16 protein-coding genes are annotated in these 12,649 nt (G+C 68.4%); 11 read left to right on the forward strand and 5 right to left on the reverse strand.

The features are described 5' to 3' along the window. Window positions 1–59: 59 nt before the first annotated feature. Window positions 60–1,034, forward strand: a complete 975-nt coding sequence (locus AVP41_RS00720; RefSeq protein ID WP_067159349.1) for a DUF222 domain-containing protein — start codon at window positions 60–62, stop codon at window positions 1,032–1,034. On the opposite strand, the gene AVP41_RS16525 is transcribed toward AVP41_RS00720, so the two are convergent. The 3 genes from AVP41_RS16525 to AVP41_RS00730 all read right to left on the reverse strand — a co-directional run bounded on the left by AVP41_RS16525 (window position 1,003) and on the right by AVP41_RS00730 (window position 2,178). After that, entirely contained in the window at window positions 1,003–1,185 is a 183-nt protein-coding gene (locus AVP41_RS16525) for a hypothetical protein (RefSeq protein WP_157532356.1), read from the reverse strand. The genes AVP41_RS00720 and AVP41_RS16525 overlap by 32 nt on opposite strands. Before the next feature lie 111 nt (window positions 1,186–1,296). Continuing rightward, window positions 1,297–1,749, reverse strand: a complete 453-nt coding sequence (locus AVP41_RS00725) for a hypothetical protein (RefSeq protein ID WP_157532357.1) — start codon at window positions 1,747–1,749, stop codon at window positions 1,297–1,299. Between the two features lie 243 nt (window positions 1,750–1,992). Next, complete coding sequence (locus AVP41_RS00730; protein WP_067159355.1) at window positions 1,993–2,178, reverse strand: hypothetical protein; 186 nt, start codon at window positions 2,176–2,178, stop codon at window positions 1,993–1,995. 365 nt (window positions 2,179–2,543) lie between these two features. Between AVP41_RS00730 and AVP41_RS00735 the strand changes: the two genes are divergently transcribed. Then, window positions 2,544–2,855: a hypothetical protein gene (locus tag AVP41_RS00735; RefSeq protein ID WP_067159358.1), complete on the forward strand. Its 312-nt coding sequence runs from the start codon at window positions 2,544–2,546 to the stop codon at window positions 2,853–2,855. Between the two features lie 468 nt (window positions 2,856–3,323). Here AVP41_RS00735 and AVP41_RS00740 read toward each other — a convergent pair whose 3' ends face one another. Together AVP41_RS00740 and AVP41_RS17075 are read right to left on the reverse strand one after the other, a co-directional pair. Next, a complete protein-coding gene (locus AVP41_RS00740; RefSeq protein ID WP_157532358.1) occupies window positions 3,324–4,052 on the reverse strand; it encodes a hypothetical protein in 729 nt (242 codons plus the stop codon). A gap of 329 nt (window positions 4,053–4,381) precedes the next feature. Further along, window positions 4,382–4,789, reverse strand: coding sequence for an HIRAN domain-containing protein (locus AVP41_RS17075; protein WP_082828957.1), 408 nt, complete (start codon window positions 4,787–4,789; stop codon window positions 4,382–4,384). A 609-nt stretch (window positions 4,790–5,398) separates the two neighbouring features. Between AVP41_RS17075 and AVP41_RS00760 the strand changes: the two genes are divergently transcribed. The 9 genes from AVP41_RS00760 to AVP41_RS00800 all read left to right on the forward strand — a co-directional run bounded on the left by AVP41_RS00760 (window position 5,399) and on the right by AVP41_RS00800 (window position 12,646). Beyond that, window positions 5,399–6,382, forward strand: a complete 984-nt coding sequence (locus tag AVP41_RS00760; RefSeq protein WP_067159370.1) for an aldo/keto reductase — start codon at window positions 5,399–5,401, stop codon at window positions 6,380–6,382. 34 nt (window positions 6,383–6,416) lie between these two features. Then, window positions 6,417–6,722: a DUF1905 domain-containing protein gene (locus AVP41_RS00765; RefSeq protein ID WP_442922766.1), complete on the forward strand. Its 306-nt coding sequence runs from the start codon at window positions 6,417–6,419 to the stop codon at window positions 6,720–6,722. A gap of 280 nt (window positions 6,723–7,002) precedes the next feature. Further along, window positions 7,003–7,410: a type IV pilin protein gene (locus tag AVP41_RS16980; protein WP_067159373.1), complete on the forward strand. Its 408-nt coding sequence runs from the start codon at window positions 7,003–7,005 to the stop codon at window positions 7,408–7,410. A 92-nt stretch (window positions 7,411–7,502) separates the two neighbouring features. Further along, the gene (locus AVP41_RS00775) at window positions 7,503–7,913 is read left to right on the forward strand and encodes a type IV pilus modification PilV family protein (protein ID WP_067159376.1); all 411 of its coding nucleotides are present in this window, start codon (window positions 7,503–7,505) and stop codon (window positions 7,911–7,913) included. Next, on the forward strand, window positions 7,910–8,446 hold the full coding sequence (locus AVP41_RS00780; RefSeq protein ID WP_269454405.1) for a type II secretion system protein: 537 nt from the start codon (window positions 7,910–7,912) through the stop codon (window positions 8,444–8,446). The genes AVP41_RS00775 and AVP41_RS00780 overlap by 4 nt, the downstream gene beginning before the upstream one ends. After that, the gene (locus tag AVP41_RS00785; protein ID WP_067159382.1) at window positions 8,437–10,089 is read left to right on the forward strand and encodes a hypothetical protein; all 1,653 of its coding nucleotides are present in this window, start codon (window positions 8,437–8,439) and stop codon (window positions 10,087–10,089) included. Before AVP41_RS00780 ends, AVP41_RS00785 begins: the two co-directional genes overlap by 10 nt. Next, window positions 10,086–10,910, forward strand: coding sequence for a prepilin peptidase (locus tag AVP41_RS00790; RefSeq protein ID WP_067159384.1), 825 nt, complete (start codon window positions 10,086–10,088; stop codon window positions 10,908–10,910). Before AVP41_RS00785 ends, AVP41_RS00790 begins: the two co-directional genes overlap by 4 nt. 27 nt (window positions 10,911–10,937) lie before the next feature. Then, window positions 10,938–12,005 (forward strand): type IV pilus biogenesis protein PilM, encoded by a 1,068-nt coding sequence (pilM, locus tag AVP41_RS00795; protein WP_067159387.1) that lies wholly within the window; start codon window positions 10,938–10,940, stop codon window positions 12,003–12,005. Continuing rightward, a complete protein-coding gene (locus tag AVP41_RS00800; protein WP_067159390.1) occupies window positions 12,002–12,646 on the forward strand; it encodes a hypothetical protein in 645 nt (214 codons plus the stop codon). Before pilM ends, AVP41_RS00800 begins: the two co-directional genes overlap by 4 nt. The last annotated feature ends 3 nt before the right edge of the window (window positions 12,647–12,649 follow it).

The following is a 12,649-nucleotide window of genomic DNA, read 5'->3' on the forward strand; positions in this document are numbered from 1 at the left end:
TCCGTCTGATCTGCGGTTTCTCGCCGCCGGTGTCAGTGACCGCGAAGAGGATGGAGGGCATGGCGAATGAAGCGACGGTTGCTCCAAGAGACGCGCGGGCGCGCGTCGGGGCACTCGTCGATGCCCTTGCCGACACCCGTCGCCGTCGGGCTGCGCTCGACGCCGAGGAGGTCGTCCTCCTCGCGGAGGCCGTCCCGGTAGCGCAGGAGCAGAGCGACGCCCCCGGCGCGTCCTCCGTGCGTGATATCCCGCTGCGGTCGCTCTGCGCACAGATCGGCGCGATGTGGCGCGTTTCGGATCGGACGGTGCAACGCCGTATGTCCGACGCGGTGGTGCTGACGGCGGAGTTTCCTCTCACCCTCGTCGCGCTCGAGGCGGGGGAGATCTCGCGGGCGCATGCCGTGGTGATCGTTGAGGCGGGGCTTCCCCTCAACGACGACGACACCCGCGGGCGTTATGAGCGATCGGTTCTGGAGATCGCCCGACGCGAGACACCCGGGCGCACCCAGCCCGCCGCGCGGGCTTTCGCTGCGCGTGTCCACCCGATTTCGATCGACACGCGCCACGCGGTGGCCGCGGCGACCAGAGACGTCCTGGTGCGAGATCTCCCCGACGGTGTGGCGGAACTCATCGCCGCGCTGCCCGCCTACCTGGCCCACGGGGTCCGTGACCGTCTCGACGGGCTCGCGCGACGCGAGATCGCCGCGCGCGCCGCCGAGGGTGCGGCGCACGACAGGGGCAGCGGCGCTGCCCTCCTCGACGACGACGTCGCGCCCGACACCCGCGGGATCGGGCAGCTCCGTGCCGACGCCTTCGCCGACCTGCTGCTGACCGGCCATGCGACTTCCGAGATCTCCCACGCCTCCGTTCCCGAGGCCGACGCCATCGTCGCGCACGTGCAGCTCACCGTCGCCGTTCTGACGGCGCCGCCTCCACAGACGGCCACCGCCTGGTGCTCGAGCTGGTGGAGCGTCGCGAGGCGGTGTCGTTGTGACTCGCCCTCTACCCAGCGTTCCGCCCCGCGATCATGGTGATGGTCTTCACAGCGTGCTCAACGATCGCATTTTCAAGGTCCGTGCTTGTGACGCCTCTTGCTTTGATCGCATCGGTCTCGGCGAGGAAACCGGCCGCATTTGGGTTGGCGACGACGTAGGGGGCGAGGCGTCGAGCATGGCTTTCGGTCATGGAGGCAGGGTACCGGCGAGCCGCATAGCGCAGGATGGGCACTCATCAGGGAGTGAGCCGGCAAGCGGTCCTGCGACCTGCAGGCGGATTGACATGATGCTGCAGCACGTACTACCGGTGTTTGCGCGCGTCCTTCAGCGCCTGAAGCTCCTTGCGGTACTCGGATTCCAAGCTCTCCGCGCTCATATCTCCACCCGCCCACGCAGTGAGGACCAACTGCAGCGCGCGAATGCGTTCGCCCGTGTCGCTTCGACCCGGAGCGGCAGCGTTGAGAGCGGCACTGAGCCCGCGGCGCTCTGCCGAATCCGCTTCGATGAGCAACCGCGCCACCGCTCGAGCCCTGGCCTCGAAGGCCACGTGCAGATCTGCATCGTTATCGAACGTGAGCGCGGACCCCTGCGCTGCGTTCGCTGCCAAAACGTCAACCACTGCCTCACGAAGCCGAACCTCCCGCTGGCGCTTCCGCTCCGCACGATCTCGGAACGACTCCCGCGCCCACGGAATCAGAGAAGATCCAGTCAGAGCGACGACCGCGCCCAGCACCACTGCCCAGCCCTGATCCATGCCCGAACTCTAGCGAACCGAGTCTCTCACGGATGACGATGCTCACCTACCGGGAAGCCGCGCGCCGCGTTCACCGTTCGATCAAGACGATCAAGCGGTGGCGCCGCAACGGCATGCCGATGGGGTGGGAGAACCGTAACGGGCAACGATGCCGCGTCGTCGCTGAGGCGGATCTCCTCGCCTGGTGGCGTCGACGGATGACGTCAGACCCTGTTCACCAAGCAAGGCTGCGTCGGGCGCTCGTTACGGCGCCTGCTCCCTCAACTGTTCCACCAGGTCGGTGAGGATGCGCAGCGCACGAAGAAGCTGCTGAGTTTGCCGATCGGTGACGACGGTGCCATCGGTGCCACCTGGACGCGATGTCTCGATTTCGTCGAGGATGCGCTTCACCTGGTCTATGCCGTCATCGCTGAAGGGGTCGGTGGTCATCTCATGAATCTACTCGGATGTGATCTTGGCAAGTACTGCGGTTTGTTCACATGCCCGCAAGGTGACGGAACCTTCGAGCGACACTTGAGACAGGTTTGCTCTCACAGTCTGTGGAGGCGTTCTCGCCCGGAATTACGCGGGCGTAAGACGTTATCCCCAGCCCGACTCCGGCGCTTTCCACAGGCGCTGTACACAGGATCACCGGCATCTGAGTCACCCTCTCCACAGTGTTATCCACAGGCCCAGTTGGAGTTGTCTCCCTGGTGAGGAGAATTGATGCGTAGAAGCAGTGGAGCGGCTCCGAGACGCCAAATCACGGGAGCCGCCCCATACCGGCCACGACCCGACCAGCAGAGGTAAGACCCATGGACGCTCAAGAGCCTAACGAACCCAGCGATGGGGCACAGATTCACGCGGAGCTCATCCGCCGTCGCGCTGCAGCGCTACGCAAGTCGAAACGGGACTACGCCATCGCCTTCGCGAACCACGACATCGAGCCTGAGCGGATTGCCGAGATGCTCGATGAGGATGTGCAGACGGTGGTGAAGCTGATCGCCGCTGACGGACTCCATGTCTGCACCGAATGCCATTACGGCCTCCACGTGCGGTGCACGTTCAAGATCGCCGATCCGGCAGGGAACATCTGGCACTGCGAGTGCCCAGCGTGTCGGACTTGACGCGCGTTCGTTGTACCCCCCTACAGTCATGGTTGTACCGGTGTCGGCAGGGACAGCAGGCCCAGCCCCGACAGCACCCCGTGAGGCCGGATGGCCTGCTCATCCTCTTCCCGAGCACTGTCCGGCCTTCAGTGTTCCCGGTCGGGAGTCGAGCCCGTCGAGCGTAGCGCCCCGACGAGTGGCGTGCGCCGGCTCCTCCCGGCCGGGAACCTAGCCGAGCTGCAACGGCCTCGGCGCGATGAACGAGCTGGTGGTGAGATCGCCCTTCTGGCGACTGACATCGGCGTTCTCCTCGTCCCCCTCGAGAAGGTGCGGCTGTGCGAACACGGAGAGCGCCTCGATCACGTCTACGGTTGCGAACTCTCTTCGGTCGGCGAGGATCTTGGAAACCTCGCGGAGGTGCGGCTGAGGCAGGAGGACCTCTTTCGGCACTCGTGCGGATGCCGCGAGAAAGGCAGTGACCGCCTGTCACGCCTCGTAGAACACCTCCATGAACGCGCCATCATAGGGCACGGGGCAGACCACCAGGTTTCGCGAATCGTCGAGCCGAATGCCATCCCCGCTACCCTGTGACGCTGGCACGACGCCGATACGAAGACCCGCCGCGCCCGCCAACTGGCGCTGGTTGATTTTCACGGTCGTTCCGACCCAGCGGTCGCTGTCCGTCTCGCCAAGGAACAGATCAGCCTTCCATAGCCCGCTGATGCTTTGGGGAAGTTGTGCTCGCTTCCTCGGGCTCCGGAACGCCGCCGCCACTGAGCCCAGATGGCGAGTCAACTTCACGGGTCGTCCCCGCACCCCGCTCATCAGTTGAGAGTCCTTCGTCAGCGTCTCGGTGGCGGTCTCGATGAGCATCTGTGAGCCCGACTTCTCGACGCCGAACATGATAGAAGCCACGTTGTCACCGCGAACTCTGCACTTCGCTAGTGCATCGTGCACACGCTCCACCACCACGGGATCGCAACGCAGCATCGCGTCGTGGATGGCGTACTCGAACGAGATGCCCGCGTCCCCGTCACCAGGCTTCCGCAGGTCAGCCAACATATACAGCGGCACCTTTGCGTAGCCGCCGAGGGGTGCGACGACCTCCTTGCGGAGAGAGTAAAGCGCCGCTTGCAGGATGGGTCTCACAACAGCGATCACCGCCGACACTTCGTCGGCGACAGTCGCGGTCTGGACCTGGTGGCGGATTTCCATTGTCGAACCATAGCGCGAGCGATCAAGGGGCAGGGAGCTGGCTGATGAAGGTGTGCAGCGAGCCCGGATGCCCCACGCTCACCCGCGGATCCCGCTGCACCACGAACCAGCGCGCGAAGGAGCGCGCACGCGGCACCCGCCAGCAGCGCGGATACAACGGCAACCACGACAGGCTCCGCGCCGAGTGGGCACCGATCGTCGCCGCCGGCACCGTCCGCTGCGCGAACCCAACATGCGGGCGCCCCATCCGCCCCGGCCAGGCATGGGACTTAGGCCACACCGAGGACCGCACCGCCTACCGCGGCCCCGAGCACGCGGCATGCAACCGCTCAGAAGGTGGACGAGCCACCCACAGAGCGTGAACCCACGAAAGCCCTCAACGCCGGTACCTTCGGCAGGTCGACCCACAGGCGCGTGCTGTTCGTGTACGCCCCCATCCCCGACACCACGAACGTGTCACCCACCCGGTCAAGCAAAGGGGACAACGCAGCCGCCTTCGCTGCACTCACGTAGCCCACACGCTGCTCCCCCCACCAGACCGCGAGAGCCCACCCGTCGTGCGGGTTACCAGGCTCACGCCGCAACACATACACCGGGCCCCCCATCGACTCACGAAGCTCCTGCGCCACATAGTGCGCCGTCCCTTTCACCCGCACACGCGTCGATTCCAGCCCACGCAAGTCCACAGCCCCGACCGGAACCGACGATGCCGCACGGCGGCGCTTGAACGGCCACATGCCCCACACCCTAGACCCCACCGGACCCAAGCTCGAAGGGGTGGGGGACCACCCCCCCAAGCGCAACACCCACCGGACCGACCGCCCTCTGCCACGATGCCACGCCGGCGATGCTCGCCGGGCGTTCACCGATCGACACCGACACGGCCCTCCGGCTCGCCGGAACCGCGCCCGGCTGGGATCGGGTGCTTACTCACCCCATCAGCGGCGGCGTTCTCGCGGTCGATCGATACCGGCCCAGCGAGCACCTCCGTCGCGTTCTGAGTGTCCGAGACGAGCACTGCCGGTTCCCGGGGTGCCGGGTTCCGGTGCGCCGGTGCGACATCGACCACACGGTGGCGCGGGAACACGACGGGCCGACCGACGTCACGAACCTCGCCCACCTCTGCCGACGGCATCACACGCTGAAGCATCATTCCGCGTGGAGGGTCACGCAGACTCCCGGCGGGGTTCTTCACTGGACGAGTCCACTCGGACGTGACTACCCCGATGCCCCGGCGCGCACTCTCGTGTTCACCACCGACGGAGACACCTCCGGAACCGCCCCCGATCCGCCCCCGTTCTGATCGGCATCCCACCGGTGTCCGCTCCCACTCCTAGGCTGGAGTCATGCACACGCGCGCTCTCGCATCCACGGGCCGGTCGGTATCGTCCATCGGTCTCGGCACCTGGCAGCTCGGAGCCGACTGGGGCGACGTCGACGAGGCCGACGCCTTCGCGATCCTCGACGCCTCTGTGGATGCGGGCGTGACCCTCTTCGACACCGCCGACGTCTACGGCGATGGCCGGAGCGAGTCCCTGATCGGCCGTTTCCTCGCCGACCGACCGGGCCACGGCATCACCGTCGCCACCAAGATGGGGCGGCGCCTGGAGCAGGTCCCCGAGAATTACACACCGGAGAACTTCCGCGCCTGGACCGATCGCTCGCGTCGGAACCTCGGCGTCGACACCCTCGATCTCGTCCAGCTGCACTGCCCGCCGTCGGCCGTGATCGACGACGACGCGACGTACGATGCCCTGGATGCCCTCGTGGACGACGGCGCGATCGCGGCATATGGAGTCTCCGTCGAGACGACTACCCAAGCCCTCTCGGCGCTGCGCCGGCCGCGGCTGACGAATCTGCAGATCATCGTCAACCCGTTCCGGCTGAAGCCTCTCGACGAGGTGCTGCCCCGGGCCGCCGCCGCGGGCGTCGCGGTCTTCGCCCGCGTGCCCCTGGCCTCGGGGCTCCTCAGCGGCAAGTACTCCGCCGACACCCGCTTCGCCGCCAACGACCACCGCACCTACAACCGCCACGGCGAAGCGTTCGACAAGGGGGAGACCTTCTCGGGCGTCGACTTCGAGACCGGGCTGCAGGCCGTGTCCGAGCTCAGCGCGGCCCTGCCCGCCGGAGTGCCTCTCCCCGCCGCGACGCTCGCCTGGATCGCGGCGCTCCCGGGAGTCACGAGCGTGATCCCCGGGGCCCGCACGCCGACGCAGGCGCGGGCCAATGCCGCCGCGGGAGACCTCGAGGTCGACCTCACGGCCTTCGACGCGGCGGTGCGCGACGTCTACGATCGGCTGCTCCGCGCCGAGATCCACCCGCAGTGGTAGTCATCGCTCGCGCGCTTCGCCCGGACACGGAGTCGTGCGCGTCGTGATCGTCGAGTTCACCGCGCCCGTGTTCCGATGGGAGGCCCGCTCCGATGACTGGTACTTCGTCGCCCTGCCTGCCGAGCTCTCCGACGACGTCCGGGAGATCCCTCGTCCGCCCCGCGGATTCGGCGCCGTCGCCGTGCGCGTGCAGGTGGGGTCATCGGCCTGGCGCACCTCGATCTTCCCCGACGCGGAGCGTGGCGCCTACGTGCTGCCCCTCAAGCGCTCGGTGCGGATCGCTGAAGGAATCGCGGACGACGGCGTCGTGACGGTCCGGATGGAGATCCTCGATTCCTGAAGCCGCGCTGGTCGGCGGGCAGGCCCGGACACCCGTGCGCTACCTCAGGAAACACAGATTTCACATTTCTCTCAGAAATCTCATTGACAACAACATGAGAGATCTCTAATGATTGGTGGTGGAGAGGGAGTAACGTCCTCGCGGCGGGCCTCTCGAACCAACCGGCACATGTCTCGGTGACTCCCCCCGGATCCGAGATCCCCCCAGATGTGCACACCCCCCAAAGAGTGCACGCGTGTGTCGTCGTCCTGTTCACACCCCCCAAGGAGAAGGCACGCTCATGCGCACTTTCCGCAACTATGTCCAGGCTGAGAAGGCCCGTCGCGAGGAGACCGGTGACGAGGGCTTCTCGCTCATCGAACTGATCGTCGTCGTCGTGATCCTCGGCATCCTCGCCGCCGTCGCGATCCCGATCTTCCTCAACATCCAGCAGCAGGCGAAGGACAACGCCGCCGCGACCGTCGCCGCCAACGGCGCGACCCAGGCCGCCGCCCAGATGGCGAAGGGCACGGCGGCCAGCGCGGTCAACCTCAACAACCTCAAGACCGGCGACGCGACCAATGTCGTCTTGAAGGACACGTCCATCACCGACATCGACGACATCTGCGTCGTCGTCACGTACACCGGCGTGACCCCCAACAAGGAGTCGGGCCCGGGCTGCACGGCGGCGCCGACCACCACACCGTAGTTCCAGCACTTCGCCGCGAGGCCGGCCCGACCCGCACGGGCCGGCCTCGACGTCTCTCCCCGTCCCACACCTCGTCCCCCCCGGAGGTGCCCGTGCTCGCGCGCGATGACGGCGTCAGCCTCGTCGAGGTCGTGGTCGCCATGCTCCTGCTCGCCGTGCTCTCCCTCGGCGTTCTCCCCTTGATGATCGGCTTGTCGCAGCGCAGCGTCGACAATCGCACCGCACTGTCGGCCACCTCGTTCGGCCGCGACGAGCTCGCCAAGATCCAGGCGGCCTTCCCCGCGACCCCCGGCACGACCACGACGCGCTGCGCCGACCTCCTTGCCCGAGCCTCCGCCCCGGCGGTCACCGACGCCGCGAGCGGGTTCACGGCGCGCGTCACCGTCGGCGTCTCCGCCTGCCCGGCGACCTACCCCGCGGCACTTCCGGTTGCGGTGACGGTGTCCGACGCCGGCCGCGTCGTCACGACGCTCACCTCCCAGGTCCGGGTGGGGGCGCCGTGAGCATCTCCTCGTCGTCGTCCGGGGAGTCGGGTATGTCGCTCATCGAACTCCTGGTCGTCATCGTCGTCTCGGGGATCGTCCTGTCCGTCGTGGCGGCGGTCTTCGTCAACGGGTGGACGGCGCAGCAGCAGGCCTCGGCGCGCAACGCCGCGACGGCGGAGCTCAACGCCATCACCGCCGACGTCACCGAGAGCGTACGCAACGCCACCGTCACGCGGGTCAGCGCCGGCGGGACGCGCCTGGACGCCAAGGTGCTCGGCGCCGACGGCGCGACCTGGCAGTGCCGCGCGTGGCACCTCGACGCCGGTCGGCTGCGCTACAGCTCCGGAACCTCCGCCCGGTCTGCGTCGTCGGCGGCGTGGACCGCGATCGCGTCGGACGTGCGCGGCACGTTCACCGCCGGCGCCGCCTTCAGCTCCTCCGGCACCCGTGTCTCGATCGGACTGCGCATGACTCGCGGCGATGTCTCCGTCACGATCACCAGCGGCGCGGCCGCCCAGGTCGTCCAGGCAGGAGGCCCGTCATGCTGGTGACTCCGTCCCCGTCGCGCGGGCGCCGGCTCCCGCGTGAGGACGACGGCTCCACGCTGATCACGGTGCTCATCGTGATGCTGGTGCTCACCGTCGGTGCCCTCGCCCTCTCCGCCGTCATCGTCAACACGACCGGCATGCTCACCGGGTCCAGCAACCGCGCCAAGGCCCAGGCGGCCGTCGACGCCGGCATCGCCGCACAGACCGTGCGGTTGGAGAACGGCACCCTCGTGTGCGGTGCAGCGGGCGGGTCTGCGAAGGTCAACGGCGCCAGCAGCCCCAGCTACTCATACACGCTCGTCTGCGGAGCCGGGATCGCCACGCTGCGGACCACGGCCCGCGTCGGCGCCGAGGCGGCGACGCGACAGGCGGTGTTCTCGATGGCAGAAGACGCGGCCCTTCCGACCCAGGGCGGACCAGGCCTGTTCTACACCTACGGCATGAGCACCCGGCTCAACTCCTACGTGTTCGACGCCGCGCACAGCGAGGTCGGCATCGACGACTTCGTCGGCTCGGCCGGTGTCTATGCGTCCACGGGCAAGATCGAGTGCGGCTCGGGATCGGTGTTCCCCGGCGATATCTACACCAAGACCGGCGCGCTGCAACTCGATTCGGGATGCACGGTCGAGGGTAACGCCTACATCGGCGACAAGGCGAACGTCAACGGCGGCACGATCAAGGGCTCCCTCATCGCCCCCAAGAACGACAGCCACAACATCGCCGGCACGATCGGTACGACGGCCGGCACCGCGGGAGGCAACGCCTTCCTCGGCGGCACCTTCACACTCAACAACGGCACGGTCTACGGAAGCGTCACCGCCTCGGGATCGGGCACCAGCACCCTCGGAAGCGGCACGATCAAAGGGAACTTCCGCTACAAGGGCAGCTACGGCATCTGGGGCACCCCCGCCAACCAGATCGTCAAGGGGGCTCTCGTGAAGGATGCGGCGCTGGCGGCGCCGACGCTCCCGGAGATCCCCGACTGGCAGGACGTGAGCTTCACGCCCGTCAACTCATCCACACCCCCCGCCGCGTGGGCCGCCGAGGGCTATAAGCTCACCACGGTGTCGGGGACAGCGTGCGAGAAGTGGTCCGGCAACAGCGCCGACGTGACCTCTCTGGCCGGCTCGCTGACGAGCCCCATGATCTTCGACATCCGCCAGTGCAGCGGAGGGTTCGACACGAACGCGGGCGGGGCCAAGAAAGAGGTCAAGGTCAACAAGGACATCGCCGTCATCGCGACGCACTGGTATCTGTCCGGAACCAAGTTCTCCAGCGCCGACGGAAACCCGCACACGATCTTCCTCATCACCCCCGACGGGCAGCCGGCCGTCGCGGGGCCGCAATGCACCCTCCCGGCCAAGGGGTCGGAACAGCTCAACGACTCGAGCGTCGACCCGAAGATCGCGATCTACATCTACACGCCGTGTCAGATGAAGTTCAACAGCAGCCCGGCGACCTTCCGCGGCCAGGTCTACTCCGGACAGTTGGCCTTCGGCGGTGGTGTGAAGGTCGCCTTTGCCCCTCGCCACATCCCCGGGTACGACTTCGGCAAGGACGTCGAGCCGTGGCCGGGCACCGAGGGCGGCACCGGCGCGACGACCTTCACGCTCCTGTCCACGCACGATGTGGCCACGACGCCATGACCGCCGTCTCGTGGTGGGGACTGGCGCTCGGCTTCACGGCGGCGTTCGGACTCGTGATCGGCTCCTTCCTCAATGTGGTCGTCGCGCGCGTGCCCGCCGGCATCCCGCTCACCCGCGAGAGCCGCTGCCCGGAATGCGACCGTCCGGTCACGCCGTGGCAGAACGTGCCGATCGTCTCGTGGATGGTCCTCCGGGCCCGGTGCGCGGCGTGCGGAGGCCCGATCTCGGCCCGCTATCCGCTGGTGGAGGCCGCCACCGCGCTGGCGTTCCTCGCCGTCGTCTGGATCGTCGGCGACCGCGCCAGCGCCGTGGACCCGGCCGGCGTCGTCGCCCTGATCGCCTACCTCTACCTCGCCGCCATCAGCATCGCCCTCGCCCTGATCGACCTCGACACGCACCGACTCCCCAACGCCATCGTCCTTCCGTCCTACGTCGTGATCGGCCTGCTGTTCGCGCTGGCCTGCCTTCTGGGCGCGCCGGGGGAGTCGCTTCTGCGTGCGGCCCTGTCGGGTGCGGTGCTCTTCGCCTTCTATGCGATCCTCCGGGCGGTGCGTCCCGGGGGGATGGGCGGCGGAGACGTGAAGCTCGCGGGAGTCCTGGGGATGGCGCTCGGCTGGGTCGGCTGGGGTGCCCTGGTCGTGGGAGCGTTCGCCGCATTCGTCCTGGGCGGCGTCTTCGGACTCGCGCTCATCGCGACCCGGCGCGCGACGCGCCGGACCGCCGTCCCGTTCGGACCCTGGATGATCGCGGGCGCGTGGATCGGCATCTCCGTAGGTCCCCAGATCGCGCAGTGGTACGTGGGAGCCCTGACCGTCGGCTGAGCCGGAGTCGGAGAGAGAGAACAGCGGATGGCGAAGACGATCGTGGGCCTCGAGATCACCGAGGAGAGCGTGCGGGCGGTGGAGATGTCGACCGGGCGTTCGCCGCGCGTCGTCGCCTTCGGCGCGGTGCCCCTCCCGGAGGGCGCCGCGAAGGACTCCGAGGTGTTCGACACCGATGCGGTGGTCCTGGCTCTCCGTCAGCTCTGGTCGCGCGCCAAGATCACGGGTCGCCGGGTGGTTCTCGGCATCGGCAGCCGTCGGATCCTGGTGCGCGACTACACGACGCAGGCGATGCGACCCGATCTGCTCGCCCAGGCGCTGCCTTTTCAGGTTCAGGATCTCCTGCCGGTTCCGGCCGATCAGGCGGTGCTCGACTTCTATCCCGTCTCGCAGGTGGAGGACCAGGTCTCCGGCCTCCTCGTCGCGGCCGTCGCCGAGACGGTCGACGAGCTCGTGACCGCGGTGTCCCGCGCCAAACTCACCGTCGAGAGCGTCGATCTGGCGCCGTTCGCCCTCACGCGCGCCGTCAGCGGCCTCGCGGCGCCGGGGGAGACCATCGCCGCCCTGCACCTGGGCGACCACACGAGCTACGTCGTCGTGATGCGCGACGGTGTCCCGCGCTTCGTGCGTATCATCCCGATGGAGATCGCCACGGCGGCCGTCCGCGCTCGCTCTGCGCGCGCCGAGTCGTCCGCGGAAGCCGACGCGGAGGCCGAGGCGCCCCGCTTCGAGGAGGCGAGGGAGCCGGTCGCGGTGGGAGCTCCGCTGGTGCGCCGCCGGGCAGACCTGCGGGGAGCGGTCCGTCCCGTGTCGATGACGGAGGCGGAGATCGGGGTCGCGGTCTCACGGCTCGGGAGCACGCTGCGCTTCTACGCGGACCGGTCCGCGGAGGCGCCGGTCACTCGTGTCCTGGTCAGCGGTGCGGGCGCTGTCGTCCCCGGTATCGGCGACGCGCTGGCGGCGAGTCTGCCGGTGCCGGTGGAACTGGTGGGCCTGTCGACGGTGACCTCCTCGACGCTGGCGATTCCGGCCGGCGACCTCGACGTCGACCTCCTCACGACGGGCGGCCTTGCCGGAGCGGGAGTGCGCGCATGAACCCACGGTCCACCTCACCGGCTCTCCTCCTGGGCGGGCCTCCGCGCGTCAACCTCATGCCGCGGGCCGCGATCGACCGCCGGGAGCGCGCGGGCCTCCTCCGTCGCTGGGCGTGGGGTCTCGGGGCCACGCTGCTCACGGTCGCACTCCTCAGCGCCGCGGCGTACGGCCTGCAGACGATGGCCGCGCAGCGCCTCACCGCCGCCAACGCGCACACCACTGAGCTCCTCTCCGACCTCTCCGCCCTCCAGCCCGTGCGGCAGAAACTCGACCTGCAGCAGAGTCTGTCGGACTTCCGGTCCCGCGCCATGGCGTCGGACGTCCGGTGGTCAACGGTGCTCGGTGCCGTCGCCGATCGTCTGCCCGCCGGCGTCTCGATCGCCGATGTCGAGCTCTCGCCAGGCCCGGTTCCGCAGGGTGAGGATCCCACGACGCAGGTCGGCGTCTACGGTCACATCATCCTCACCAGCACGGACCCCGCCGACATCGTCCCGGTGATCCGCCGACTGCGCACGCTTCCCGGCGCCACCGACGTCGACGGATGGACACAGACGCTGGAAGAGGGCGTCTATCGTCACGACATCACCGTGACCCTCGATCAGTCGGTCTACACCGGCGCCTACCGGGCGAAGGACGGCTGAGGC

The organism is Microbacterium sp. TNHR37B (genome assembly GCF_001620065.1).
In the GTDB taxonomy this organism is placed as follows: Bacteria; Actinomycetota; Actinomycetes; order Actinomycetales; family Microbacteriaceae; genus Microbacterium.